At 70.8% G+C, this 24,660-nt stretch carries 21 protein-coding genes and 1 riboswitch; of the genes, 16 read left to right on the forward strand and 5 right to left on the reverse strand.

Annotated elements, in window-relative coordinates; all coding sequences use genetic code 11:
* Positions 1-44: 44 nt before the first annotated feature.
* The gene (locus DGO_RS23890; RefSeq protein ID WP_014695550.1) at positions 45-236 is read right to left on the reverse strand and encodes a hypothetical protein; all 192 of its coding nucleotides are present in this window, start codon (positions 234-236) and stop codon (positions 45-47) included.
* Positions 237-444: 208 nt separating this feature from the next.
* Between DGO_RS23890 and DGO_RS15770 the strand changes: the two genes are divergently transcribed.
* From DGO_RS15770 to DGO_RS15795, 6 genes are read left to right on the forward strand one after another with little or no spacing between them, the layout of a single operon-like run.
* Complete coding sequence (locus tag DGO_RS15770) at positions 445-1,446, forward strand: LacI family DNA-binding transcriptional regulator (RefSeq protein WP_014695551.1); 1,002 nt, start codon at positions 445-447, stop codon at positions 1,444-1,446.
* Complete coding sequence (locus DGO_RS15775) at positions 1,443-2,339, forward strand: ribokinase (RefSeq protein WP_043804151.1); 897 nt, start codon at positions 1,443-1,445, stop codon at positions 2,337-2,339. Before DGO_RS15770 ends, DGO_RS15775 begins: the two co-directional genes overlap by 4 nt.
* A complete protein-coding gene (gene rbsD / locus DGO_RS15780; protein WP_014695553.1) occupies positions 2,336-2,740 on the forward strand; it encodes a D-ribose pyranase in 405 nt (134 codons plus the stop codon). The genes DGO_RS15775 and rbsD overlap by 4 nt, the downstream gene beginning before the upstream one ends.
* On the forward strand, positions 2,740-4,209 hold the full coding sequence (locus tag DGO_RS15785) for a sugar ABC transporter ATP-binding protein (protein ID WP_014695554.1): 1,470 nt from the start codon (positions 2,740-2,742) through the stop codon (positions 4,207-4,209). Before rbsD ends, DGO_RS15785 begins: the two co-directional genes overlap by 1 nt.
* On the forward strand, positions 4,184-5,137 hold the full coding sequence (locus tag DGO_RS15790; protein ID WP_014695555.1) for an ABC transporter permease: 954 nt from the start codon (positions 4,184-4,186) through the stop codon (positions 5,135-5,137). The genes DGO_RS15785 and DGO_RS15790 overlap by 26 nt, the downstream gene beginning before the upstream one ends.
* Positions 5,138-5,193: 56 nt before the next feature.
* Entirely contained in the window at positions 5,194-6,075 is an 882-nt protein-coding gene (locus DGO_RS15795; RefSeq protein ID WP_014695556.1) for a D-ribose ABC transporter substrate-binding protein, read from the forward strand.
* A gap of 75 nt (positions 6,076-6,150) precedes the next feature.
* Here the strand turns inward: DGO_RS15795 and DGO_RS15800 are convergent, their stop codons facing one another.
* A complete protein-coding gene (locus DGO_RS15800; protein WP_014695557.1) occupies positions 6,151-8,361 on the reverse strand; it encodes a discoidin domain-containing protein in 2,211 nt (736 codons plus the stop codon).
* Positions 8,362-8,642: 281 nt separating this feature from the next.
* On the opposite strand from DGO_RS15800, the gene DGO_RS15805 reads away from it, so the two are divergent.
* Positions 8,643-9,701, forward strand: coding sequence for a LacI family DNA-binding transcriptional regulator (locus tag DGO_RS15805; RefSeq protein ID WP_169331038.1), 1,059 nt, complete (start codon positions 8,643-8,645; stop codon positions 9,699-9,701).
* Positions 9,702-9,765: 64 nt separating this feature from the next.
* Here the strand turns inward: DGO_RS15805 and DGO_RS15810 are convergent, their stop codons facing one another.
* Positions 9,766-10,173, reverse strand: coding sequence for a hypothetical protein (locus DGO_RS15810; protein ID WP_014695559.1), 408 nt, complete (start codon positions 10,171-10,173; stop codon positions 9,766-9,768).
* Between the two features lie 183 nt (positions 10,174-10,356).
* A riboswitch (SAM riboswitch) is annotated at positions 10,357-10,541 on the forward strand.
* A 207-nt stretch (positions 10,542-10,748) separates the two neighbouring features.
* Here DGO_RS15810 and DGO_RS15815 point away from each other — a divergent pair.
* The 4 genes from DGO_RS15815 (at position 10,749) to DGO_RS15830 (ending at position 14,638) form a co-directional block, all read left to right on the forward strand.
* Positions 10,749-11,930, forward strand: coding sequence for an LLM class flavin-dependent oxidoreductase (locus tag DGO_RS15815; RefSeq protein WP_014695561.1), 1,182 nt, complete (start codon positions 10,749-10,751; stop codon positions 11,928-11,930).
* Positions 11,931-12,069: 139 nt separating this feature from the next.
* Positions 12,070-13,053 (forward strand): aliphatic sulfonate ABC transporter substrate-binding protein, encoded by a 984-nt coding sequence (locus DGO_RS15820; RefSeq protein WP_014695562.1) that lies wholly within the window; start codon positions 12,070-12,072, stop codon positions 13,051-13,053.
* Positions 13,050-13,907 (forward strand): ABC transporter permease subunit, encoded by an 858-nt coding sequence (locus DGO_RS15825; RefSeq protein WP_014695563.1) that lies wholly within the window; start codon positions 13,050-13,052, stop codon positions 13,905-13,907. The genes DGO_RS15820 and DGO_RS15825 overlap by 4 nt, the downstream gene beginning before the upstream one ends.
* On the forward strand, positions 13,904-14,638 hold the full coding sequence (locus DGO_RS15830) for an ABC transporter ATP-binding protein (protein WP_014695564.1): 735 nt from the start codon (positions 13,904-13,906) through the stop codon (positions 14,636-14,638). Before DGO_RS15825 ends, DGO_RS15830 begins: the two co-directional genes overlap by 4 nt.
* Before the next feature lie 21 nt (positions 14,639-14,659).
* Here the strand turns inward: DGO_RS15830 and DGO_RS15835 are convergent, their stop codons facing one another.
* Positions 14,660-15,559, reverse strand: a complete 900-nt coding sequence (locus DGO_RS15835) for a helix-turn-helix transcriptional regulator (protein ID WP_014695565.1) — start codon at positions 15,557-15,559, stop codon at positions 14,660-14,662.
* Positions 15,560-15,649: 90 nt separating this feature from the next.
* Here DGO_RS15835 and DGO_RS15840 point away from each other — a divergent pair, with 90 nt between their 5' ends.
* Positions 15,650-16,858, forward strand: coding sequence for an MFS transporter (locus DGO_RS15840; protein ID WP_014695566.1), 1,209 nt, complete (start codon positions 15,650-15,652; stop codon positions 16,856-16,858).
* A 3-nt stretch (positions 16,859-16,861) separates the two neighbouring features.
* Here DGO_RS15840 and DGO_RS15845 read toward each other — a convergent pair whose 3' ends face one another.
* On the reverse strand, positions 16,862-17,959 hold the full coding sequence (locus DGO_RS15845) for a LacI family DNA-binding transcriptional regulator (RefSeq protein ID WP_050920936.1): 1,098 nt from the start codon (positions 17,957-17,959) through the stop codon (positions 16,862-16,864).
* A 303-nt stretch (positions 17,960-18,262) separates the two neighbouring features.
* Here DGO_RS15845 and DGO_RS15850 point away from each other — a divergent pair, with 303 nt between their 5' ends.
* From DGO_RS15850 to DGO_RS15865, 4 genes are all read left to right on the forward strand, one after another.
* Entirely contained in the window at positions 18,263-20,263 is a 2,001-nt protein-coding gene (locus DGO_RS15850) for a beta-galactosidase (RefSeq protein WP_014695568.1), read from the forward strand.
* Entirely contained in the window at positions 20,260-21,375 is a 1,116-nt protein-coding gene (locus DGO_RS15855) for a glycoside hydrolase family 53 protein (RefSeq protein WP_014695569.1), read from the forward strand. Before DGO_RS15850 ends, DGO_RS15855 begins: the two co-directional genes overlap by 4 nt.
* A 28-nt stretch (positions 21,376-21,403) precedes the next feature.
* Positions 21,404-22,588: a sugar ABC transporter substrate-binding protein gene (locus DGO_RS15860; RefSeq protein ID WP_014695570.1), complete on the forward strand. Its 1,185-nt coding sequence runs from the start codon at positions 21,404-21,406 to the stop codon at positions 22,586-22,588.
* Between the two features lie 370 nt (positions 22,589-22,958).
* Positions 22,959-24,263: a S8 family serine peptidase gene (locus DGO_RS15865; RefSeq protein WP_014695571.1), complete on the forward strand. Its 1,305-nt coding sequence runs from the start codon at positions 22,959-22,961 to the stop codon at positions 24,261-24,263.
* The last annotated feature ends 397 nt before the right edge of the window (positions 24,264-24,660 follow it).

Below are 24,660 nucleotides of genomic sequence, written 5' to 3' on the forward strand. Positions count from 1 at the left end.
CATAGTCGGCCCGGCGCGGGCGCGGTGACCGGACTGGTCGGTGCCTACCCCGGATGCGGCACGGCCGTGAACGGCGTGGGCGGAGCGAATCCCACCTTCGGCGGCTGGCTGGGCGCGGTGGCCTGCACCTCACTGCCCCCGAAGGCCACGCCGAGGCCGACCGACAGTTCCATCTGCTGGCCGAGACGGCGGGCGACCGCGTAGTCACGCGACTGATGCGGATCACCAGCACCCACTGAAGGAGCAGCCGACCGAGCGCCCCGGACCTCCGGCCCTGACCGGGTCTTGACGGCCACCGCGCGACTCCATAAAATCGGGTTAAACGTTTAAATCTACCGGGGACCGTCGGAGGTCTCTGCACTGCCACTCTTTCACTTTTCGCCCGTCTGAGGCATCACCTTCTCTTGTATTACGAGGTTAAACGTTTAACCTCAGAGGTCTTCCATGTTGTCCAAGTCCGCCGTCACCCTGGTTCAGGTCGCCCGCGAGGCCGGCGTCTCGACGGCCACGGTGTCGTTCGTCGTCAACGGAACCAAGCCGGTCAGCGCGGCCGTCGAGGAACGGGTGCGTACGGCGATCCGGACGCTGGGCTACCAGCCTTCCCACACGGCCCAGGCGCTGCGTACCGGCAAGAGTGCCACCCTGGGCCTGCTCATCCCGGACCTCACCAACCCCTTTTTCCCCAAGCTGGCCCAGAGCATCGAGCAGGAGGCGCGGCGGCGCGGCTACGCCGTCCTGCTTTCCGATTCCCACGACGACCCCGCCCTGCAGGCCGAGGCCCTGACCACCTTCGCGCGGCGCGGGGTCGACGCCCTGCTGGTCGTGCCGGCGGTCGGCACCGCCCAGCGCCTGCGGACCCGCCTGCCCCTGATCCTGATCGACCGCGAGGTCGGGGGCCACGCCACGGTCCAGAGCGACAAGGTGCAGGGTGGCCAGCTGGCGGCGGCGCACCTGATGGCGCTGGGGCACCGCGAGGTGGCCGTGCTGGCCGGGCCGGGCCGCCAGGGCGAGCCAGGCGCGCGGGTCCAGGGCATGCTCGCGGAGATGCGGCGGGCCGGGGCCGGACTTCCGGCGTCGGCGCTGCACTACAGCGGCTACGGCGTCGAGGACGGCCGGGCCGGAGCGCACGCCCTGCTCGACGCCCACCCGGAGACCACCGCCCTGCTGGCCGCCAACGACACCCTGGCCCTCGGGGCCCTGAGCGCCGCCCAGAGCCGGGGCCTGCGCGTGCCCGGCGACCTGTCGCTCGTGGGCTTCGACGACATCTTCTGGGCCGCCCTGAGTTCGCCGCCGCTGACCACCGTGCGCCAGGACACGCAGGCCCTCGCCCGGCTGGCGGTCGAGCAGGCCCTGTCGGGGCACGCCCCCGCTCCCCTGGCCCACATTCCCACCGAACTGATCGTGCGCGGCTCCACCGGCCCCGCCCCCCACCGGAGGTCCCCTTGATTCTCATCGCAGGCAGCGCCAACCTCGATTTCATCACCCGTGTTCCCCACCTGCCCCGCCCCGGCGAAACCGTGCTAGGACCGGGCTTCCGCACCGCCGCCGGGGGTAAAGGGGCCAATCAAGCCGTCGCCTGCGCCCGCAGCGGCGTCCCGACCCGGTTTTTCGGGGCCATGGGGGACGACCCCTACGCCGGCGTTCTGCGCGGCTCGCTGCGGGAAAGCGGCGTGCAGGACCTCAGCCTGACGCTGCCGCTGCCCACCGGCGCAGCCTTCATCACCGTGGCCGAGTCCGGCGAGAACGTGATCGCCGTCGCCTCGGGGGCCAACGCGGGCCTGACCCCCGAGCAGCGGCCGCCCCTGGAGGGCGCCACCGTTCTCGTGCTGCAACTCGAAATTCCTCTGGAGACCGTGCAGGCCTACGCCCGCGCCGCCCGGGAACGGGACATCCGGGTGATCCTGAACGCCGCGCCCGCCACCGCACTGAGCGCCGCACTGCTGGCCGACGTGGACGTGCTGGTGGTCAACGAGGGCGAGCTGGACACGCTGAGCGGCCCCGGCAGCCAGCCGGGCGACCTCGAAGGCCAGCTGCGCCGCGTGCAGGCCCAGGGCCCCCGCACGGTGCTGGTCACGCTGGGCGGCGAAGGCAGCGCCGCGCTGAGCGGCGAGGACCTGATCCGTGTGCCTGCGCCCGCCGTGACGGTGCTCGACTCGACCGGCGCGGGCGACACCTACGTCGGCGTGCTGGCCGGAGCACTGGGGGGCGGCGAGCCGCTGGAGCGGGCGATGCGCCGGGCGACCGTGGCGGCCTCGCTGGCCTGCACCCGCGAGGGCGCGCAGCCCAGCATGCCCAGCCGCGACGAGATCGAGCGCGGCCTGACCGGAGAGCGGGCATGAAGCGCCGCGGCCTCCTGCACCCCGACCTCAGCGCCCTGGTGGCGCGCGCCGGGCACACCCAGACCATCGTGCTGGCCGACACGGGTCTGCCCGTTCCTGCGGGGACGCCGTGCATCGAACTGGGCGTCACGGCGGGGCTGCCCGCGCTGCTGGACGTGCTGCGCGCCGTGCTGACCGAGCTGGTGGTCGAGGGCGCGACCGTGGCCGCCGAGACGCGGCAGCGCTCGCCCGAGTGGTACGCCGGGCTGCGGGAGGTGCTGGGTGAGGTGCTGGAAGAGGCCCCCGCCGAACTGCCGCACGAGGCCCTGAAGGCCGCCTTGCCCCACGCGCTGGCGGTCGTGCGGACCGGCGAGACCACCCCCTACGCCAACGTGATCCTGCACTGCGGGGTGAACTTCTGATGACGGCCCCCGGCGCGCCCACCCCCCGCCTGAGCATGCGGGGCATCACCCGGCAGTTCGGGCCGGTCACCGTGCTGCACGGCATCGACCTCGACATCCTGCCCGGCGAGGTCCACGCGCTGCTGGGCGAGAACGGCGCGGGCAAGAGCACCCTGATGAAGATCCTGGCCGGGGTGCAGCCGCCGACCAGCGGCGAGATCACGCTGGGCGGAGAGCCGGTCCGCTTCCGCAGCGTCGCCGAGGCGTCGCGCCAGGGCGTACGGATGCTGTTCCAGGAACTGAGCCTCGCGCCCGACCTGACGGTCGAGGAGAACCTGTTTCTGGGCCACATGCGCCCGGTGGTGGACGGCCGCGACCTGCGGGCGCGCGCGCAGGCGCAGCTCAGGGACCTCGGGCTCTCGCTGCCGCTGGGCCGCCCGGTGCGGACCCTCACCGTCGGCGAGCGGCAGATGGTCGCCATCGCCCGCGCCCTGACCGGCGACACGCAGGTGCTCGTTCTCGACGAACCCACCGCCCCCCTGACCAGCCACGAGATCGAGCAGCTCTTCGCCTTCATCGGGCAGGTGCGGGCGCGCGGCGTGTCGGTGGTCTACATCTCGCACCACCTCGCCGAAGTCTTCCGGATCGCCGACCGGGTCACCGTGCTGCGCGACGGCCACAGGGTCGCCACGGCGGCGGTACCGGACACCACGCCCGCCCAGGTCATCGAATGGATGGTCGGCCGGCACGTCGAGGTGCGCTCGCGCGTGCATCCCGCGCAGCCGGAAATCGCCTTTACCGTGCAGGTGGAGCCCGAGGCCCAGTCCCCCTTCGAGCTGACCCTGCGGCGCGGCGAGATCGTGGGCCTCGTGGGGATCATCGGCAGTGGCCGCACCGCCGCCACGCGCGCCCTGATGGGCGTGGGCGGGCGCAGCGTCTGGAACGGCCGCCGGGTGCGCTCGCTGCGCGACGCGCGCCGGGCGGGGCTGGGCGTGGTCCCCGAGGACCGCAAGACCGAGGGCGCGGTCCTCGACGGGACCATCCGCGAGAACATCGCCCTGTCGAGCCTCGGGCAGGTCACGCGCCTGGGCGTCGTGCAGCCGGGGGCCGAGCGCGCCCTGGTGCGCCGCTGGATGGAGGACCTGCACGTGCGCCCCCCCAACCCCGAGTACCGCGTGGGCGCGCTCTCGGGCGGCAACCAGCAGAAGGTGGTGCTGGGCCGGGTGCTGGCGACGCGCCCGCAGGCGCTCGTGCTGGAAGAACCCACGCGCGGCGTCGACATCGGCGCGCGCGAGGAGATCTACGAGGTCATCGCGGGCCTGAGCCGCGCGGGCCTGCCGGTCGTGCTGTCGAGCAGCGACTCGCCCGAGGTGCTGGGCCTCGCCGGGCGGGTCCTGGTCTTCCGGGACGGCGCGGTCGTCAAGGAACTTCACGCCCCCATTTCCCTAGAGGAGGTCACGGCCCATGTCACTGGTGCAAGCGTCGCCTAATCCTGTCCGCCTGACCCTGAGCCGCTACGGCCTGTGGTTCATCTTCGCCGCGCTGGTCATCGTGGCGAGCCTGCTGTCCGACCGCTTCCTGACCGGCGGCAACCTCCTGAACATCGCCCGCCAGACCAGCGTCAACGCGCTGCTGGCCTTCGGCATGACGGCCGTCATCCTCACGGCGGGCATCGACCTGTCGGTCGGGTCCATCGTGGCGGTGGTCGGGGTGGGCGCGGCGCTGCTCGACCACGCGGGCCTGCCCTTCGGCCTCACGGCCGTCCTCGTGCTCGTGGCCGGGGGCGTCATCGGGGCGCTCAACGGGCTGGTGGTGGCGTATGGCCGCATCGCGCCCTTCGTGGTGACGCTCGCGGCCCTGACCATCTGGCGGGGCGTGACCCTGGTGATGACCGACGGCACGCCCGTCAGCGGCCTGAGCAGCGCCTTCCAGGCCTTCGGGAACACCGACTGGCTGGGCCTGCCCAGCACGGCCATCGTCGCCCTGATCGCCCTGGCGGTGACGTGGTTCGCGCTGCGCCGCACGGCCTGGGGGCGCGGCATCTACGCCCTGGGCAGCAGCGAGGACGCCGCGCGCTTCGCCGGGCTGGGCGTCGAGAAGCTCAAGGTGACGGTGTACGCCTTCAGCGGCCTGCTCAGCGCCGTCGCGGCCCTGCTGCTCACGTCGCGCCTGTTCTCGGCGCAGCCCACGGCGGGCAGCGGCTTCGAGCTCGACGCCATCGCGGCCGTCGTGGTGGGGGGCACCAGCCTCTCGGGCGGGCGCGGCACGGTCATCGGCACGCTGCTGGGCGCGCTGATCATCGGGGTCCTGAACAACGCCATGAACCTGCTCGACGTCAACGCCTTCTATCAGCAGATCGTCAAGGGCGGCGTGATCCTCGGCGCGCTGCTGCTCGAACGCCTGCTCAACCGCAACTGATCCGCCCCTCCCCCCGCCTCTGCCCCCGCCCTCTTCCCAGACCCCGGAGGTCCCCCATGAACAAGTTCCTGACGCTCGCCCTGCTGACCCTCGCCACCAGCGCCGCCGCCCAGAGCAAGCCGGTCATCGGCCTGAGCCTGAGCACCCTCAACAACCCCTTCTTCGTCGAGCTGCGCGACGGGGCCAAGAAGGCGGCGGCGGCGGGCGGGGCCGACCTCGTGGTCCTCGACGCCCAGGACCGCGCCGACAAGCAGGCCAGCGACATCGAGGACCTGATCACCCGCAAGGTCAAGGTCATCATCGTCAACGCCACCGACAGCGACGCCATCATCCCCAGCATCCTGGCCGCCAACGCCGCGAACATTCCGGTGGTCACCGTGGACCGCAGCGCCAACGGCGGCAAGGTGGCCTACCACGTCGCCTCCGACAACGTCGCCGGGGGCAAGCTCGCGGGCGACTACATCAAGAAGCTGCTGGGCGGGCGCGGCAACGTGGTCGAGCTTCAGGGGATTCCCGGATCAAGCGCGGCGCGCGACCGGGGCGCGGGCTTCAATGCGGTCCTCAAGACGGCGACCGGCCTCAAGCGCGTCGCCAGCCAGCCGGCCGACTTCAACCGTGCCAAGGGCCTGAGCGTCATGGAGAACATCCTCCAGTCGCAGCCCACCATCGCCGCCGTGTTCGCCCACAACGACGAGATGGCGCTGGGGGCCTCGCAGGCCGTGCAGGCCAGCAAGCGCAAGATTCTGGTCGTGGGCTTCGACGCCACGCCCGACGCCCTGGCCGCCGTCAAGGCCGGGACCCTGGCCGCGACGGTCGCCCAGCGCCCCGGCGACATCGGCCGACTCGGGGTGCAGCGCGCCCTGGACATCGTCAAGACCGGCAAGGTGCCGGCCAAGACGGTCAACGTGCCGGTCGCCCTGAACCTCGTCACCAAGTAGGCGTCCGGGAGGGTTCGGCGGCCCACTGCGGGCCGCCGCCGTTCGTGTGCCCCCCTCTCCTGGCCCGGTCCAGGCTCAGGGATAGCTGACGAGGTAGCTGGGGGCGGTGTTCGTGTTCGGCTGCGGCACGGCGGCCCCGGCACTGTTGACGATGTGGTCGAAACCGCCCTTGTTGTTCAGCGAGACGGTCACGAGGTCGTGCATCTTCACGCCGCTCGTGTCGGGCACCTCGAAGGCGCGGTCCACCCGCACCGAGGGGTTGACGTTGAAGTACGAGTAGCTGCCCAGGCCCCAGCCCTCGTGCGTGGTGACGCCCGGCGCCACCTTGTACGCGGCGTAACCCTGCGCGCCGCTGCGCCACGTCGCCTGATCGGGCACGTCGTAGGGCTTCTCGTTCTGGAAGAAGATGGTCTTGCCGCCCTGGCCGTTCCACAGCACCTCGTACTTCTGGTAGTGCTCGACGAACAGGCCCGTGGCGAGCACGTTATTGCCGTTCACGATCAGGCCGGTGTCGGCCGTGTTGATCGTCCAGCCGGTCGGGTTGATGCCGTGGTCGGCGCGCCACGCCCAGATGTGGTCCACGATGGTGTTGTCGCTGTGCACGATCAGGCTGGTCGTGGACTTGCCCGCCACCGCGCCCCCGATACGGAAGAACACGTCCTGCACGCTGATGGGGTTGGTCGCGTGGCTGGTATGCACGCCCGACTGCCCGACGGTCAGCAGGGCCGGGCTGTTGGTCGTGCCCGCGTCGAAGAGCAGGCCCGCCACCTTCACGCCGTCCACGTCGGCCACCGACATCGCGTTGACGCCGCCGTCGGGCACGAGCGTCGGGTAGCCCAGGCCCAGCACGACCGTGTTCGCGCGGGTGATGTTCACGGTCTGGTTCAGGTGGTACACGCCCGGCGTGAAGAACAGGTTCAGCCCCTGCGCCAGCGCCTGGTTCAGCGTGGCGGCGCTGTCGCTGGGCTTCGCCACGTAGAACTGACTCATGGGAATGGAGGTGCCGGGCGTGTTGGGCCAGGTCACCCCGGCGGCGTTCGTGCGCAGCGAGGGCACGAAGACGCTGTAGATGCCGTTCTCGAAATACAGGTACGGCTTCTCGCGCGAGGCGGGGGTCGTGCCCAGCACCGTGTGCGAGGGGTTGGGGAAGTTCTGCGCCGGGGCACCCTGCACGCCCGAGAACACCATGTTCCACACCGAGCCGCTCCAGCTGCCCAGCGCAGAGTCGCGGGTGTACCACTGCTGCTGCGACCCCGAGGTCACCGCGCCGTCCACCTTGCTGTCCGAGAGGTAGCCGCCGCTGGAGTAGCCCTGCCCGCCGTCCTGGTTCGACGGCCCCAGCGTCAGGTTGCCCCGGATGTGCACGCGGCGCATGGGGGCCGCCTGCGACACGGCCCAGCGGTTCGTGCCGCCCTCGGGGATCACGGCGAGGTTCTCGGCCGAGCGCCAGAAGTTCTGGGTGGCGTTCGACTCGTCGCCGTAGTTCCAGCCACTGTCCACGTTGATGGCCCCGCTGATGGTCACGTCGTCAGGGTTCTTGCCCAGGCCCGCCACCGCCGTGTAGAAGCCGATGTTGGCGAAGACCCGCCCGTAGCTGCCGGGCTTGAACAGGAAGGTGTAGCGCTGGTCCCCGAACTGCGCCGTCTGGCTGCGCAGCTGCGCGTTGAAGGCCGCGTCGATCTTCGACTGGATGGTCGAGGCCGGCACCGACGGGTCGAAGACGGTCACGTTCGGCCCGAAATCCGGGGTGTCGGAGGTCGGCAGGGTCGCCGTGCCTCCCGGCCCGTTCACCTTGAATTCGTACATGGACACCCCGTAACTGGTCGCCCGCGCGGTCGAGTACAGCCGCACGTAGCGCCCGCTGCCACTCACCGCCACCGTCTGTGTACCTCCGGTGCCGGCCGTGTCGGCCGAGGCGGCGCTCCAGTTGGTGCCGTCGCCCGACACCTCGATGCGGAAGGTCTTGGCGTAGGCGGCCTCCCACTGGATGGTCACCTGGCACAGGCTCTGCGTGCTGCCCAGGTCCACCCGCAGCCACTGGGGGTCGGCGAACGCGCTCGACCAGCGCGTGCCCGCGTCGCCGTCCACCGCCGCGCTCGCGGGGGTGCCGCCGTTCTCGGTGCTCGACGCCGTGGCCGCCTTGCCCTGCGCGAGGTTGGTGCCCCCGCAGGTGGCCTGGGCCTGCAACAGCCCCGCAGGGACACCCGCCGACTGGGGCGAGGGACTCTGGCCGCAGGCACCGAGGACGAGGGCCGAGAGCAGCAACATGGACATTTTTGAGGTCATCGCAGGTCTCCAGTGGGTTCGGCCGGGCAGCAACCGCCCATCCGGCCGGGAAGGTGAGAAGGTATAGCGCTATAATTTCTGCTCACGACAGGCGGACGGGGGCGCTCTGGAACGGCCGGGCGGGACCATCGGGGCCTCCTGGGACGGGAGGAAGGACGAAGCGGCGGGCTTCTCAGGGTCAGGTTGTGGGTACACCTGAATATAGCGCTACATTTCAGGCATGACAATGGGCGACACCGGGCACGGAGCGGCACAATGAACGGACGATGCAGAGCGGCGGCATGACGGAAACGGGGGGGCCGGGCGCGGCGCAGCGGTCCGCCCTGACGCTGGCGGACGTGGCGCGGCACGCGGGCGTATCGCCCATGACGGTGTCCAACGTCATCAACGGGCGGCCCGGCGTGCGGCCGGCGACGCGGCAGCGGGTGCTGGACGCGGTGGCGGCGACCGGCTACCGCGTCAACGAGGTGGCCCGCGCGCTGGCCGGGGGGCGAAGCCGGGTGCTGAGCGTGTTCACGCCGCAGCTCAACCGGCCCTACGCCGCCGAGGTCGTGCAGGGCGCGGCGCAGGCGGCCGAGGCCCTGCACTACGACCTCGTGGTCGTGATGCGCTCGGGCGGCGGCGGCGCGGACCTCTCGCTGATGGCGCGCCTCTCGGCCGGAGCGCTGCTCATCCAGCCCTCGGGGGGCGACTGGCCGCGCCGCAGCGACCTGCCGCCCCACCTCGTCAGTGTGGACGGCCCCGGCGAGCGGGTGCTGGGCGCCGACAACGCGGGCGGCGCGCGGCAGGCGACCGCCCACCTGCTGGCCCTCGGGCACACCCGCGTCGGCCTGATCTCGGGCCTGCTCGCGGAGCCGGACGGCCCACAGACCGGCCGCGACGACGCCGCCGAGCGCCTGCGCGGCTACCAGGAGACGCTGCGGGCGGCGGGCCTGGACCCGCTGACCTACGTCCGGCACGGCGACTACACCCAGGAAAGCGGCGCGCGCGCGGCCCGCGAGCTGCTGGCCCTGTCGCCGCCGCCCACGGCCCTGTTCGCCGCCGGGGACGCGATGGCGCTGGGCGCGCTGCACGCCGCGCAGGACCTGGGGTTCCGGGTGCCGCAGGACCTCTCGGTGGTGGGCTTCGACGACCTGCCCGTCGCCGCCGCCGCCCGCCCGGCCCTGACCACGGTGCGCCAGCCCCTGGCGGCAGATGGGCGAGGTCGCCGTGCGGCTGCTCGTCGAACTGGCCGGGGGCGGCGCGCCCGAGCTGCCGCCGCCCTTCCCCACCGGACTGGTCGTGCGCGAGTCGTCGGGGCCGGTGCCTCCTTCCGGGGCCTGAGCCGTAGAGCCGGATAGGGCAGGGCCGGCGCAAAGCCTCCCTCGCCGCCGGCTTCCTGCTCCGGCCTCCAGGCCGCGAGGTTCAGTCGAGGGCGAGGACAGGGCGAGGGAGGCGGGTCTGGTCCGCGAGGGTTTCGACCCCGGCGACGAAGGCGGCGTCGTAGGCCAGGACCGTCGCCTGCCCGGCCGTATAGATGCGCACGTACCGCGTTCCCACCGGCGCCCCGGCCTGAGTCTGGGCGGTGCGCGCCGCGTTGTTGCGCCAGTTCAGCGTGCGCTCGCCCAGGACCTGGGTGTCCTTGTCGGTAGGCGCGGCGCTGTAGTAGGTCACGACCGCGACGGCCGGGGTCTGCGCGAAGACCTCGAGCTGCGCGGTGTCGGTCGTGAGCAGCGGGGTGGGCAGGGCGGCCGTCTGGGCGGCGGCGAGGGGCGCGGCACCCAGGGCGGCGGCGAGGGCTAGGACGGGAAACAGGCGGGTCAGGGTCTTCATGGGGGTCTCCTCGGGCGGAGCGTGCGGCTCCGGCGTGAGGCCCACTGTGGGCCGGGCCGGTGCAGACCCCGGCCAGACTTCGCGCAGCTTTTCCCCGGCTTCCGTCCAGATTTCGCGAAGGCCCACATGCAAAGTTGATAACTTTTGTCATCTGCTCTAAGGTGCGTCCAACCCTGAGCAGGGTCACTATCCAGAGCGGCGGAGGGAACAGGCCCGACGACGCCGCAGCAACCAGGAGACGCATGAACCAGTCCAGTCCCTTTTCCGCCCGCTCCGCCCGTTCCCAGGGCCGCGCGCGCTGTTGTTGACCGACTGACCCCGGCCCTCCCCGGTGCTTCACGCCTGCCCGACTGCGGGACCGATAGCGGCGAGCGCCCACAAGCGGCTCCCCCGAAAGGACAACCTATGCGCCCACACGCCACCCGGCGATGTCGCCCCTGACATGACGGCCGGCCTTCCCTCTCGCCTGTTCGGGCGCGCAGCGGACGGCCTGTAACTTCTCCGTCCACCTTCCGGCCTGCCGCTCCGCGCGGCCAAGGCCGGGGGGACTCCCTACCCCACGAACGAGGGCTCTCATGACGCACACCGACTTTCCCGGCACCGACTTTCCGGCCCCCGACCTCTACTGGTTCATTCCCTCGGGCGGCGACGGCCGTCAGCTCGGGCAGCCCAGCCGCCCGGCGCATTTCCAGTACCTCGCGCAGATCGCGCAGGCGGCCGACACGCTGGGCTTCGACGGCGTGCTGCTGCCGACCGGGGGCACCAACGAGGACACGGTGATTCTCGCCAGCGCCCTGAGCAGCCTGACCCGCCAGCTGCGCTTCCTGGTGGCGCTGCGCCCGGGGCTGTTCTCGCCCGTGCTGGCCGCGCGCCTGACCGCCTCCCTCGACCGCGTGACCGGCGGACGCGTCAACCTGAACATCGTGTCGGGCAGCGGCAACTTCGACTTCGAGGGCCTGAACCTCACGCAGGCCGAGCGTTACGCCCTGACGGACGAGTGGCTGGGCGTGTTCCGCGACCTGCTGCGCGGCGAGACGGTCGACCACCAGGGCGAGCACCTCCAGGTTCACGGCGGCCGCTCGCTGCTGCCCCCGGTGCAGCGCCCCTACCCGCCCATCTACTTCGGCGGGAGCAGCGATCCGGCGCTGGAGATCGCGGGCGAACACGTGGACGTGTACCTGAGCTGGGGCGAGCGCCCCGCCCAGGTCGCCGAGAAGTTCGGCCGGGTCCGGGCCGAGGCCCTGAAGCACGGCCGCACGGTGCGTTTCGGACTGCGGGCACATGTCATCGTGCGCCCGACCGAAGAAGAGGCCTGGGCCGCCGCCGACGCCCTCATCGCGGACATCAGCGACGAGCAGATCGCGCAGGCGCACCAGGCCTTCCTGGCGAGCGGCTCCGAGGGCCAGCGCCGCCAGAGCGAACTGAACGGCGGCACCCGCGAGTCGCTGCGGGTCGGCAAGAACCTGTGGGCGGGCGTGGGCCTGCTGCGCGGCGGGGCGGGCACGGCCTTCGTGGGCAGCCCCGAGAACGTGGCCGCCGCCCTGCGCGAGTACCAGGCGGTGGGGGTCGAGACCTTCATCCTCAGCGGCTACCCGCACCTGGAGGAAGCCTACCGCGTCGCCGAACTGCTGTTCCCGGTGCTGGGCCGCCCCAGCCCCCTGCTGACGCCGCGCGGCCAGCAGCCCCTGACGCACACCTCGGTGCCGTCGCCCGAGCCGGTGGGCGCCGAGCCGATAGGCCGCTTCCGCAGCATCTGAGCTGACACCGACCTTGCGGCTCCAGGCCCTCTCCTCCCTCCTGCGGGGAGGGCCGACCTGAACCCATTCGCTGTTCGACTTCGCGCTGGCGGCCCGCCATCCGCGCCGGGCCGCCATTTTTCCTTCCCCGGAGACCCCCATGAAGACCCTGACCCGCACCACCCTGACCCTCTCCGCTCTCAGCCTCACCGCCCTCTCGCTGGGGCAGGCCCACGCCCTGACCTTCACCATCGGTTACCAGAAGGGCGGGATTCCCAACATCCTCAAGGCGCGCGGCACGCTGGACAAGTACGCGGCGCAGGGCATCGACTTCAAGTGGGTGCTGTTCACGGCCGGGCCGCCGCTGCTGGAGGCCGCCAATGCCGGGGCGGTGGACTTCGGCAGCGTGGGCAACGCGCCGGGCGTGTTCGCGCTCGCGGGCGGGGCCGACCTCAAATACGTGGGCGTGTCGGTCAACCGCTCGGACAGCACCGAGGGGCTGCTCGTGCGCCAGGATTCGCCCATCCGCACGGTGGCCGACCTGAAGGGCAAGCGCATCGGGGTGGCGCGCGGGTCCAGCGCCCACGCCTTTCTGTACAACGCCCTCAAGGCCGGTGGACTGACCCTCAAGGACGTGACGGTGGTGCCGCTGCTGCCGCCCGACGCCCGCCCCGCCTTCGAGAACGGCAGCATCGACGCGTGGTCCATCTGGGACCCCTTCTACACCACGGCCCTTCAGGGCGCGTCGGCCCGCGTGCTGCGCGACCACAAGGGGCTGGACCGGGGCGACAGCTACTACCTCGCGCCGAGCGCGGTGCTGAACGACCCGCAGAAGAAGCGCGCCCTCCAGATCGTGCTGGCCGAACTCGAGGGCACCGCCAAGTGGGCCAACGCGAACCAGGCCACCGTGATCTCGCAGTTCAGCGACGAACTGGGCATCCCGAAAAGCGTGCTGGAAGTCACCGTGCCCAAGAACGAATTCAACATCCGGCCCTTCCGGGCCGCCGACGTGAAACCGCTCCAGACTCTCGCCGCCGCCTTCCGCGAGGCGGGCGTGCTGCCGCGCGACCTCAAGCTCGGCGCGCAGAACTACGCGACGCTGCCCGCCTTCGGCCCGGCGCTCGCGGGTCTGGGGCTGAAATGACGGGCGTGAAGGTGGTGCAGGACCCTGCCACCGGGGCGATCATCCGGCAGACGGGCCAGGGCGGCGTGCCTGCGCGGACCCGGCCCCGGCGGCCCCGGCGCGCGGCGGGCGGCGAGTGGGTGCGCTGGCTCGTGCCCCTGCTGGTCGTGGCGTTCTGGCAGCTGGCCTCGCAGGTCGGCTGGCTCAATGCGCGGGTGCTGCCGGCCCCCTCGGCCGTCCTGACCGCCGGCTGGGAACTGGCCCGCAGCGGCGAGCTGTGGCATCACTTCCTCATCAGCCTGCAGCGGGCGGGGCTGGGGGTGCTCGTGGGCGGGGGTCTGGGCTTTTTCTTCGGCATCCTGACCGGTACCTTCCGGGCCGCGAACCTGCTGCTCGACACCACCTTCCAGATGGTCCGGACCATTCCGAACCTCGCGCTCATTCCGCTGGTCATCCTGTGGTTCGGCATTGGCGAGAGCGGCAAGGTCTTCCTGATCGCGCTGGCGACCTTCTTTCCGGTGTACCTGAACACGCTGCACGGCGTGACGGGTATCGACGGCCGCCTCAAGGAGATGGCGGGCGTGTACGGCCTCTCGCCGCTGGAGACCTTCCGGCGCGTGACACTGCCCGGCGCGCTGCCCGGCGTGCTCGTGGGCGTGCGCTACGCCCTGGGCATCTCGTGGCTGGCGCTGGTGGTCAGCGAGAGCTTCGGGGCGAGCAGCGGCATCGGCTTTCTGGCGATGGACGCCCGCGAGTTCTTCCGGACCGACGTGATCGTGCTCGCCATCGTGATCTACGCGTTAATCGGCAAGGTGGCCGACGTGCTCGTGCGCGCCCTGGAACGCCGACTGCTACCCTGGCAGGTACCCGCATGACCGCCGCGGCGCACGTGCAGGCGGCGACCCTGCGGACCGGCGGAGCCTCCCTCACCCTGCGGCACCTGGGGGTGGAGTACGGCGACAAGGCCGTGCTGCGCGACCTGACGCTGGACATCGCGCCCGGCGAGCGCGTGGCGCTGGTGGGCGCGAGCGGCGGCGGCAAGACCACCCTGCTGCGCGCGCTGGCGGGCCTGACCCCGCACCGCGGCGACCTGGCGGTCCGGACAGCGGCGGGCACGGCCGCCCGCGTGCGGGTCATGTTCCAGGAAGACCGGCTGCTGCCCTGGCTGGGCGCGCTGGACAACGCCGCGCTGGGCCTGGGCCGCGCCGAGCGCCGCTTCGCCGCCGAGGCGCTGGAGGGGGTGGGGCTAGGGGGCCGCGAGCGCGCCTATCCCCACGAGCTGAGCGGCGGGCAGCGGCAGCGGGTGGCGCTGGCGCGCGCGCTGGCCCACCGCCCGGAGGTGCTGCTGCTCGACGAGCCCTTCGGTGCACTCGACGCCCTGACCCGCGCCGGGATGCACGACCTGCTCGACGGCCTGCTGGCCGAAACCGGCGCGACCACCCTGCTCGTCACCCACGACCTCGACGAGGCCCTGAAGCTCAGCGACCGCGTGCTGCTGCTCGCCGGAGGTGACCTGCGCGAGGACCTGCGCGTGCCCCAGGCCCGGCCCCGCACCCGCCTGTCCGTGGAACCCCTGCGCGCGCACCTGGAAGCGCGGCTCCACTGACCGGAGCGGGCCGGGGTCAGGTTAGCCCGCCCCACTCGCCCCGGCGTCCACGGTCGGGCGCGCCATCAGGCGGGCGAATTTCGCCGGGGTGTCCCATTCGGGAAGGGCCGTGTAGACCACGATGCCCAGGCCCGGGGCGTCGGGCAGACGCAGCACCAGATGCTCGAAGGTCATGCGGCCCATCTGCGGGTGCTGAAAGTCCTTGAGGCCGCCCGGATTGCTCCAGACGTCGTGGCGCGCCCACAGCCGACGGAATTCCGGACTGCGCGCGTTCAGGTCCTCGATCAGGGCCGCCGACCACGGCTCCCCGATGTAGGGCGCGATGTCGGAGCGGAACCGGGCCACCATGCCGGCGGCCGCGCAGGCCCAGTCGGTGTAGAGTAGGCGCCGGCCCGGATCGAGGAACAGTCGCCGCAGCACGTTGCGCTCGTCGGGGGCCAGGTCCGGACCTAACCCGAAGACGCGCGCCGCCGCCGGGTTCCAGGTCAGGTAGTCCCAGCGCCGGCCCAGCACGTAGGCCGGTTGCGTCAGGCCCTGCACGAAGCGCTCGGTGGCGGCCGACACCTGCTCGGAGGGCGCGGTGCTCAGGGGCAGGGGCTGCCCCGCCAGCACGAACAGGTGCAGCCGCTCGCCTGCGTCCAGGCGCAGGGCGCGGGCCAGGCGGTCGAGCAGCGGGGCCGACACGCGGATGTCGCGCCGCTGCTCCAGCCAGGTGTACCAGGTCGTGCTGGTTTCGGCCAGCAGGGCGACCTCCTCGCGGCGCAGGCCGGGGGTGCGCCGCCGGCTGCCCAGGCCCGCCGTCAGGCCCACCTGCTCCGGGCGGAGCCGCAGGCGACGCGACCGCAGGAATTCGGCCAGTTCGCGGCGGCGGTCCAGCGGGCTGGCCGGAGGCGCGGCGTCCGAAGGTTGAAGAACAGTCATGGGGCGACCCTCCAGCTGGGGACAGGGTGGTGACAGTACCAGGATAACCAAACCCTTGTCCCCCCATCATAGCCGGCCCATGCTGGCCCCATGTCCGACTCTTCCCTTCCGTATTCGGGTCCGGCCGACCCTGGCGCGCCGGGCCACGTCCTGCCGCGCCCGCTGTGGATTCTGACGCTGGGCAACTTCGCCATCGGCACGAGCGCCCTGATGGTCGCGGGCGTCCTGGGGCTGGTGTCTTCGGACCTCCGGGTGAGTCTGGGCCACGCCGGAGCCGTCGTCACGGCCTACTCGCTGACCTACGCCCTCAGCGCCGTGCTGCTGGGCAGCCTGACGGGCCGCCTGGCGCGCAAGCCCCTGATGCTGGCCGCGCTGGGCCTGTTCGCCCTGGGCAACCTCGGGGCGGCGCTGGCCCCCAGCTTCGGCGTGTTGATCGCCGCGCGCGTCCTCTCGGCGGTCGGGGCCAGCCTCTTTACCCCGGTGGCCTCGGGGGTGGCGGCGGCCCTGGTCGCGCCGCAGCTGCGTGGCCGGGCGCTGGCGCTGGTGTTCGTGGGTCTGGCATTTTCTACGGTCGTCGGCGTGCCGCTGGGCACCTGGATCGGCACGGCGCTGGGCTGGCGCGCGGCCTTCTGGCTGGTCGTGGGCCTCAGCGCCGTGGCCCTGGCCGGGGTGGCCCTGCTCGTGCGGCCGGTCCGGGTGACCCCGCCCAGCGCCCACTGGCTGCACCTACTGCGCCGCCCCGTGCTGGTGCGCTCGCTGCTGGTCATGCTGCTGCTGTACGTGGGGCAGTTCTCGGTCTATCCGTACCTGTCGGCCCTCCTGCACGGCGCGACCGGACTGGACCCGGCGGGCGTCGTCGCCATGCTGCTGTGGTTCGGGGCCGTCGGCCTGCTGGGCAACGCGCTGGGCGGCCGCCTCAGCGACACCTGGCACGGCCCCCGGACCCTGCAACTGGGTCTGGGCCTGACTGCCCTGGGCCTCCTGGCCCTCCCGCTGCTGGCGGCCTCGGTCTGGGGCATGGGCCTGGTCCTGGCGCTGTGGGGCCTGGGCAGCCTGCTGACCAACCCGCCCCAGCAGAGCCAGGTGGTCGCCCTGAGCCCGGACGCCCCCAGCGTGGGCCTGGCCCTGAATGCCAGCGCCCTGTACCTGGGCCAGGCCCTGGGGGCGCCGCTGGGAGGCGCCCTGGCCGGCGCACATCCGGTCTGGCTGGGGCCGGTGGGCGGGATCATGGTCCTGGGCGCGCTGGCCCTGGCGGTCTACAACGGCCGCGTCCTGCGCGGCGCGGCGGCGCAGGGCTGACCCCTAGCCGTCCGGCCAGCGGGTCAGGTGGTCCTGCACGGTGCGCAGCGCCTGACGCAGGGTCTGCGCCGAGGTGCCCGGAGGCGCGGTGCTGGCCCGCACGATGAGTTCCGGACGGGTCACGGTCGTCGCGCGCCACTCGGGCTGGTCGAGGAGGCGGCGCAGGTGCCCGAAGGCGCGCTGCCCGAGCGTCGGAAAGTCCTGGCGGACCGTGGTGAGCGGCGGAATGAGCAGGGCGCTCTCGGCCGTGTCGTCGTAGCCGACCACCGACACGTCGCCGGGCACGTTCAGCCCGCGTTCCCACAGCGCGCGCAGCGCCCCCACCGCCATCTGGTCGTTGCCCACCAGCAGGGCCGTGAAGGGCAGACCGTCCGCCAGCAGCGACAGCGCGGCCCGGTAGCCGCTGGCCGGGCTCCAGTCGCCTTCCTGCTCGGCCACCGGCGACAGGCCGCGCGCCGCGAGCGCGGAGCGCCACCCGCGCAGGCGCGAATGCTCCGCGACCGCCTCGTGGGGGCCGTGGATGCAGGCGATCCGGGTATGCCCCAGCGCGGCCAGATGTCCGGCCGCCAGCGCCGCCCCGTACTCCTGGTCGAGCAGGGCGGCGTTGACCGGCGTTCCGGCCGGCACGTCCAGAAAGACGCACGGGAGATCGGCGAAGCGGCGGCGGACCTCCAGGGCGTCCGTCTCACCCAGCGACGCGTTGATCAGCACGCCGTCCACCTGCCGTTCGCGCAGGGCGCGCACCGCCTGCGTCACCTGCCCCACACCGTAGCGCGGCACGATGGACACCAGCAGGCTGTACCCCGCCTCGCGCGCCGCCCGCTCGATGCCCGACGTGAGCTGCGAGGGCGCGTGCAGCGCGATGTCGTTCGTGGCGAAACCGATGGACTGGGTGCGCTGGCGTGCCAGTCCCTGCGCCAGTCGGTTGGGCACGTAGTTCAGCTCGCCCACCGCCGCGAGGACGCGCTCGCGTGTCCGGGCCGCCACATACCCCTGGTTGTTGACCACGCGCGACACGGTCTGCTGCGACACCCCCACCAGACGCGCCACATCGGCCAGGGTGGCGGGCCGGTCGTCGGAAATTTCGGAATGGCGCGGCACAGGTGAAGGCTAACATACCGGGCTAAAAGGTCTGGCTGGCCCAGCAGAACGCTTCTGCCGGACAGGTAAACCGAGTAGGAAAGAAGGATTTGCCCAGCAGAGCGAGAAGGATCGGAGGCCTCTCCAGACGACTCCCTGAATGTGCCCAAGACACAAGTGTTAACCTTAACATTCCCTACGGTAAGGCCTACCGAAATCCAGCCGGGAGCAGCGGCTCCCACCCTCCCGCAGCCCCCTGCACTGCGGCTTCCCTCCGGCGACCGCCCGACCGGCCGCCTTTCCTTTGCCCTGTCCGAGGTCTGCATGAGTTCCCTTCCCCCTTCCGATTCCCTTCCGTTCCTGTCGCTGGGCGTCTGCGACTACCCCGAACACGTTCCCCAGCCGCTGTGGGCCGGCTACGCCCGCGACCAGAAGGCGCTGGGCCTGGAGTTCGTGCGCCTGGCCGAGTTCGCCTGGAGCCGCATGGAACCGCGCCCCGGCGAGTACGACTGGGCCTGGCTCGACGAGGCGGTCGAGACCTCGGCGGCGGCCGGGCTGAAGGTCGTGCTGTGTACCCCCACCGCCGCGCCGCCCGCCTGGCTGGTCGAGGCGCACCCCGAGATCCTGCCGGTGGGCCGCGACGGGCAGGTCAAGAGCTTCGGGTCGCGGCGGCACTACGACTTTTCCAGCGCCGTGTACCGTGAGCATTCGCGGCGCATCACGCGGGCCGTCGCGGAACGCTACGGCCGGCACCCCGCCGTCGTCGGCTGGCAGACCGACAACGAGTTCGGCTGGGGCGACACTGCCCAGAGTTTCAGCCCGGCGGTGCACGCGGCCTTCCACGCCTGGCTGGAGCGGCGCTACGGCACGGTAGACGCCCTGAACGCGGCCTGGGGCAACGTGTTCTGGAGCATGGACTACAGCGGCTGGGCACAGGTGCCCCTCCCCCACCACGCCGTCTCCGAGATCAATCCGGCGCACGCGCTGGACTTCCTGCGCTTTTCGAGCGGCGAGGTCGCCGCCTTCCAGGCCGAGCAGGTCGCCCTGCTGCGCGAGCACTCGCCGGGCCGGTTCGTCACGCACAATTACATGGGCTTTTTCAGCGCCTACGACCACTACGAGGTCTCGCGCGGGCTGGATTTCGCGAGCTGGGACAGCTACCCGACCGGCACCCTCCAGGCCATCCACGAGTGGAAGCTGCTGGCCCCGCACTTCGCCCTGGACTATGCCCGCACCGGCCACCCGGACGTCACCGCCTTCAACCACGACCTCTACCGGGGCATGGTGACCCCCGGCGCGGGGCAGGCCACCCCCAGCTTCTGGGTCATGGAGCAGCAGTGCGGACAGGTGAACTGGGCGAGCGCGAACCCGCTGCCGGCCCCCGGCGCCGTGGCCCTCTGGACCGAGCAGGCCTGGGCGCACGGCGCGGACGCGGTGAGCTACTTCCGCTGGCGGGCCGCCACGGTGGGCCAGGAGGTCCTGCACTCGGGCCTGCTGCGCCACAGCGGCCGCCCCGACCAGGGCCACCGCGAGGTCGCGGCGCTGCGGCCCCAGGCCCTTCCCCTGGCCCCCACCCGGGCGCGCGTGGCCCTGCTGCACGACTACGAGAGCCTGTGGCTCTACAACCTGCAACCCCACAGCGAGGGCCTGAACTACTGGGCGCAGACCTTCACGTACTACCGCGCGCTGCGGGCACTGGGGGTAGACGTGGACATCCTGCACCCGGACCGCGACCTGAGCGGCTACGCCGTGGTCGTGGCGCCGGCCCTCACGCTGATGACGCCGGAGCGCGCGGCGCACCTCACGGCGAGCGCCGGGCACAGCCGCCTGGTCTTCGGGCCGCGCACGGCCTTCCGGACGGCCGCCGGGGGCACGCCCGAGACGGGGCAGTTCGGAGACCTCGCCGGCCTGATCGGGGCCGAATTGAGCCGTTACGACAGCCTGTATGCCGGCATGACGCAGGACGTGGAGGGTGAGGGCGGCGCGCGGCACAGTGCCCACGCCTGGGCCGAGAGCTACGACCTCGCGGGCGCGGAGGCGCTGTGGCACTACCGGGGCGGACCACTGGACGGTGAGGCCGCCGTCGTCCGGCACGGCGCGGTGACGACCGTCGGGGCACACAGCGAGTCGCTCGTGCGCGGCGTACTGCGCGGCGCGCTGCGCGAGGCGGGCGTGGAGACGGCCGAGCTGCCCGAAGGCGTACGCCTCACGCGGCGCGGCCCGCACACCCTGCTCCAGAACTGGACCGGCGAGAGCGTGCACTGGCAGGGCCGGACCCTCGCCCCCTACAGCAGCGCCCTGCTGCCCCAGGAGGTCATGGCATGAAGTTCTCCCGGAAGTTCCTCGACCCCGGCGCGGCCCTGGCCCTCTCCGCCGGCCTCTCGGCGTGCGGGCACCTCGGCCCGGCGGCCGACACCGACCCCTGGATTCGCGGCGTGGACGTGTCCGAGGCACGCGGGGCCGAGGCGGCGGGCGTGCAGTTCCGGGACCTGGACGGGCAGGTCAAACCGGCCCTCCAGATCGTCAGGGACCACCGGTACAACTGGGTGCGCGTGCGCCTGATGATCGACCCGCAGACGACGGACGGCAACTACGGCCTCTTGCAGGACCTCCCCTATGTCAAGGCGGTCATGAAGGACGCCCAGGGCCGGGGCCTGAAGGTGCTGCTCGACCTGCACTACTCGCACTGGTGGGCCGACCCCGGCAACCAGTGGCTGCCCGCGCACTGGAAGGGCCAGTCGGACGAGGCCCTCGCCAAGTCGGTCTACGACTACACTCACGACGTGATCACGCAGTTGCGCGCCCAGGGCACCGTGCCCGACATGGTCCAGATCGGCAACGAGATCAACGGCGGGATGCTGTGGGAAAACGGCCGCATCCGCAAGGACGACATGACCGCCTTCGTGAAGCTGACCAACGCGGGGGCGAACGCCGTGCGCGACGCCAGCGGGGGCAGGGCCGGCATGCCGCCCATCATGGTCCACATCGCCAAGATCGGGGACGCCGAGGCGACGGTCGCCTGGTACAGGGCCTTCATCGCGGCGGGCGGCTGGGTGGACACCATCGGGCTGTCGTACTACCCGATGTGGCACGGCGACTTCGCGAATCTGAGCAAGACCATCGCGGCGCTGCGCTCGACCTTCGACTGGGCGAAGGTGTACGTCGCCGAGACCGCCTCCTACTGGGACCGGAACCAGGTCGGGATCACAGAGGGTCTGCCCTCCCCGCAGACGCCGCAGGGCCAGCTCGACTACCTGCGGGCCCTCACGCCGGCCGTGCGGGACGCCGGGGGCAGCGGAATCTTCTACTGGGGCGGCTTCTGGTCCCAGAGCTCCAAATGGCTCACGGCACCTGGCTGGAAGGACGACGACGCCTCGCGCCGCTCGCTCTTCGACGACCGCGCCCAGGCCACCCCGGCCATCGACGGCCTGAACTGAACCCCTCTTCCCCTTTCAAGGAGACCCCATGAACAAGCTGCTGCTTCTGCTGTCCCTGAGCCTGGCCGGGCAGGCCGGCGCCGCCACCCTCACCGTCTGGAACCACTTCACGGGGGCCGACGAGGTCGCCTGGATTCAGGCGCAGGCCGCCGCGTTCGGCAAGGCGACCGGCCACAAGGTCAACATCGTGAGCCTGCCGCTCGACCAGATTCCCGACAAGCTCATCCAGAGCGCGCCGCGCGGCCAGGGCCCGGACCTGGTGGTCACGCTGCCGCAGGACCGCCTCGGGCAGCTCGCCGCCTCGGGGGTGGTGGAGCCGCTCGACCGCTACGTCACGAGCAGGACCGACCTCGACAAGACGGCCGTGCAGGCCATGACCTATCAGGGCAAACTGTTCGGGCTGCCGATGTTCGCCGAGTCAGTCGCGCTCGTCTACAACAAGAAGCTCGTGCCTCAGGTGCCGAACAACTGGAACGATTTCGTGGCGCTGGCCCAGAAGAACACCGGCAACGGCCGCTTCGGCTTCATGATGGACGTGGGCAACGCTTATGCGAGCTACGGCATCTTCAGCGCCTACGGCAGCTACATCTTCAAGAACAACGGCGGCACGCTGAATACCAGAGACATCGGCATCACCAACGCGGGCGCGCTGAAGGCCGTCTCGCTGCTCAACGACCTGCGCTACAGGTACGGCCTCGTGCCCGAGGGGGTGTCCTCGCAGGTCGCCAAGAGCGCCTTCGTGGACGGCCGACTGGCGATGGTCCTCACCGGTCCCTGGGATGTGGGCGACTTCAGGAAAGCGGGCATCGACTACGGCGTCGCCAACCTGCCCACCCCTCCCGGCGCGACCGGCAAATGGAGCCCCTTCGTGGGGGTGCAGGGCGTGGTCCTGAACGCCTACAGCAAGAACAAGGCGGCGGCCGCTCAGTTCGCCCGGACGCTGGTCACGAGCACGTCCCAGGTGTCCTTCAACAAGGCGGGCGGACGCATTCCGGTCAGCCTCGCGGCCCGGACGCAACTCAAGACCGACCCCAACGTGGCAGGTTTCGGACGCGCCATCTCGGCCGGCACGCCGATGCCCAACGTGCCGCAGATGGGCGCCATCTGGGGCCCCTGGGACAATGCCGTGGCCCAGAGTGTGCAGCGCCCCAAACCCGACTTCGCCGCCATCCTGCGCGACGCCCAGAAGGCCATCCAGAGCGGCGTGAAGTAGCCCGGCCCTTTTTCAGGAACGGCCCCGAGCCGACAGAGGCGGAACTTCCCGACCATGGGCATTCCGCCTCCTTTCACGTTTGATGACCTCTGCCCCCCCGATCGGGGGATGCACTTTCGGCACGGCATGAGCCGATTCTCCCGGAGGCTCACTCGTCTCTTAATCTGTTCAGCCCGTCGGGGGCAGCGCAGAGGGCGTCCCCCTTCGAAACGTAAATGAACCATGTTCAGAATGTCTGGACCTGGGACATTTTTTTAGATACAAGATGAAAGAATTTTGTGATACATCTTGAGCGGGGCTTCATCGGTCTGCCTGCGTAGCGCCCATCCGTCTTCTCCGCTCTTTGTCTTCCTCTCAGGGGGTTCCCAGCATGACTCACCGTCTTCCGGCCGCGTTCGCTCTTCTGACCCTGTCGCTCCTCAGCGCTTGCTCGACGGCCAACGTACCGGCCCAGACAGCCCAGGCCCCGGTCCGCTATGAGTCGGTGGTATCAGTGCCCCTTCAGGCAGGCGACACGCGCGAGTCGCTGGCCCACGCGGTGGGTGGAGAGGTCCTGGCCTGGAACGCGGGTGGTTGTGCGACGGGGGATGTCAACGATTGCACTGCCCTGATCGGTTTCAATCCGAAGCTGGGCAGTGCGAGCGTCATCAGCGCCCTGGGTGGCCGCAAGGCGAAGGTCGAGGCCAATAAGAACGTGTTCAGGGGTGGCGACAAGATCACGGCGGTGGCCAATGGTGGCGCGGCCATCTGGGCTGTCGGTGGCGCGGCCATCTGGGCTGTCGGTCAGTACAACCCCATCTCCCAAAACAACGCCCTCTGGCAGCAGGTCAAACTGGAGCAGGCACAACAGATGGCCACCCACCTGGGCGAAGGGGTGACGGTGGCGGTCATCGACTCCGGCATCGACCTTCAGCATCCCGCCTTCCAGGGAGCGCTGAGCGACGCCTCGACCTGGCACGATTTCTATGCTGGTGACGACGTGCCGCAGGAAGAAGGCGTGGCAGGCGAGGGCGCCTACGGCCACGGCACCAACGTGGCGGGCATCATCCTGCAAGTAGCGCCGAAGGCCAAGATCATGCCGCTGCGCGTACTGGGGGCCGACGGCTCGGGCGACGTGGCGAGTGTGGCCCAGGCGATCCGCTGGGCCGTCGAGAAAGGGGCGAAGGTCATCAATCTGAGCCTGGGTAGCACCGAGAACTCGCCCGCCGTGCAGATCGCCATCGACTGGGCCACGGCACAGGACGTGCTCGTCGTCGCCGCGGCCGGGAACGAGAACAAGGACCACATTACCTATCCCGCCGCCAACGCCACCCATGGCGTCGCCGCACCCAACCTGCTGAGTGTGGGCAGCGTCGACCCGCAAGACCTCAAGTCCTCCTTCTCGAACTACAGCGCGGCGCTGGAAATCGTCGGACCGGGCGAGCACGTCTATGCACCTGCGCCAGACGGCCGCATGGCATCCTGGAGCGGGACCTCTATGGCCGCCCCCATGACGGCGGGCGGATTGGCCCTCGCCCTGGGCGAAACCCTCAAAGTGCCTGTCAGAAGCCTGACAGGGGCCATGGCCCAGACTGCCGACGATATCTATGGCGGCGAAGCCAACGCTGCATATACCGGTCTGCTGGGCAAAGGTCGCCTCAATCTCGCCGCCTTCCTGGGTCAAACTATTCGATAGAAGAGAGCCGCCGTGCCTGACATTCCTCTAAACCCCCTGACTAGCCCGGAGCTGCCCAGCAGCTCCGGGCTGGACCATGCAGAACTTCAGGAGACTTACAGAATTGCCAGCAGCCTATTGGAAACAAATCCTACAGAGGCACTACGATTAGCAAAAATTTACGAGGAAAACAACCCGACTGCTGACCAAACTCCACCAGATTTATTATATCTGATAGGTAAGGCCCAGATTGCCAACTCAAACCACTCAGAAGGTATCAGATGTCTAAAAATAGCTGCGAATCTTTTCAAGAGTCAGAATAATATCGAAAATTTTATAGAAACAAATATTCTAATCGGTGGGTCACTCTCTTCTGAGGGAAATTTTGAGGAGGCACAACTTCATCTAGAACTGGCTA

It is taken from the genome of Deinococcus gobiensis I-0 (assembly GCF_000252445.1).
Lineage (GTDB): Bacteria > Deinococcota > Deinococci > Deinococcales > Deinococcaceae > Deinococcus > Deinococcus gobiensis.

What these genes read in the sequence shown, in the direction of transcription:
- DGO_RS15805 (WP_169331038.1), top strand. Translation starts at nt 8,643, where the DNA reads ATGACGGAAACGGGGGGGCCGGGCGCGGCGCAGCGGTCCGCCCTGACG.
- DGO_RS15785 (WP_014695554.1), top strand. Translation starts at nt 2,740, where the DNA reads ATGACGGCCCCCGGCGCGCCCACCCCCCGCCTGAGCATGCGGGGCATC.
- DGO_RS15825 (WP_014695563.1), top strand. Translation starts at nt 13,050, where the DNA reads ATGACGGGCGTGAAGGTGGTGCAGGACCCTGCCACCGGGGCGATCATC.
- DGO_RS15850 (WP_014695568.1), top strand. Translation starts at nt 18,263, where the DNA reads ATGAGTTCCCTTCCCCCTTCCGATTCCCTTCCGTTCCTGTCGCTGGGC.
- DGO_RS15795 (WP_014695556.1), top strand. Translation starts at nt 5,194, where the DNA reads ATGAACAAGTTCCTGACGCTCGCCCTGCTGACCCTCGCCACCAGCGCC.
- DGO_RS15830 (WP_014695564.1), top strand. Translation starts at nt 13,904, where the DNA reads ATGACCGCCGCGGCGCACGTGCAGGCGGCGACCCTGCGGACCGGCGGA.
- DGO_RS15810 (WP_014695559.1), bottom strand. Translation starts at nt 10,173, where the DNA reads ATGAAGACCCTGACCCGCCTGTTTCCCGTCCTAGCCCTCGCCGCCGCC.
- DGO_RS15815 (WP_014695561.1), top strand. Translation starts at nt 10,749, where the DNA reads ATGACGCACACCGACTTTCCCGGCACCGACTTTCCGGCCCCCGACCTC.
- DGO_RS15865 (WP_014695571.1), top strand. Translation starts at nt 22,959, where the DNA reads ATGACTCACCGTCTTCCGGCCGCGTTCGCTCTTCTGACCCTGTCGCTC.
- DGO_RS15835 (WP_014695565.1), bottom strand. Translation starts at nt 15,559, where the DNA reads ATGACTGTTCTTCAACCTTCGGACGCCGCGCCTCCGGCCAGCCCGCTG.
- DGO_RS15770 (WP_014695551.1), top strand. Translation starts at nt 445, where the DNA reads ATGTTGTCCAAGTCCGCCGTCACCCTGGTTCAGGTCGCCCGCGAGGCC.
- DGO_RS15790 (WP_014695555.1), top strand. Translation starts at nt 4,184, where the DNA reads ATGTCACTGGTGCAAGCGTCGCCTAATCCTGTCCGCCTGACCCTGAGC.
- DGO_RS15800 (WP_014695557.1), bottom strand. Translation starts at nt 8,361, where the DNA reads ATGACCTCAAAAATGTCCATGTTGCTGCTCTCGGCCCTCGTCCTCGGT.
- DGO_RS15860 (WP_014695570.1), top strand. Translation starts at nt 21,404, where the DNA reads ATGAACAAGCTGCTGCTTCTGCTGTCCCTGAGCCTGGCCGGGCAGGCC.
- DGO_RS15820 (WP_014695562.1), top strand. Translation starts at nt 12,070, where the DNA reads ATGAAGACCCTGACCCGCACCACCCTGACCCTCTCCGCTCTCAGCCTC.
- DGO_RS15855 (WP_014695569.1), top strand. Translation starts at nt 20,260, where the DNA reads ATGAAGTTCTCCCGGAAGTTCCTCGACCCCGGCGCGGCCCTGGCCCTC.
- DGO_RS15840 (WP_014695566.1), top strand. Translation starts at nt 15,650, where the DNA reads ATGTCCGACTCTTCCCTTCCGTATTCGGGTCCGGCCGACCCTGGCGCG.
- rbsD (WP_014695553.1), top strand. Translation starts at nt 2,336, where the DNA reads ATGAAGCGCCGCGGCCTCCTGCACCCCGACCTCAGCGCCCTGGTGGCG.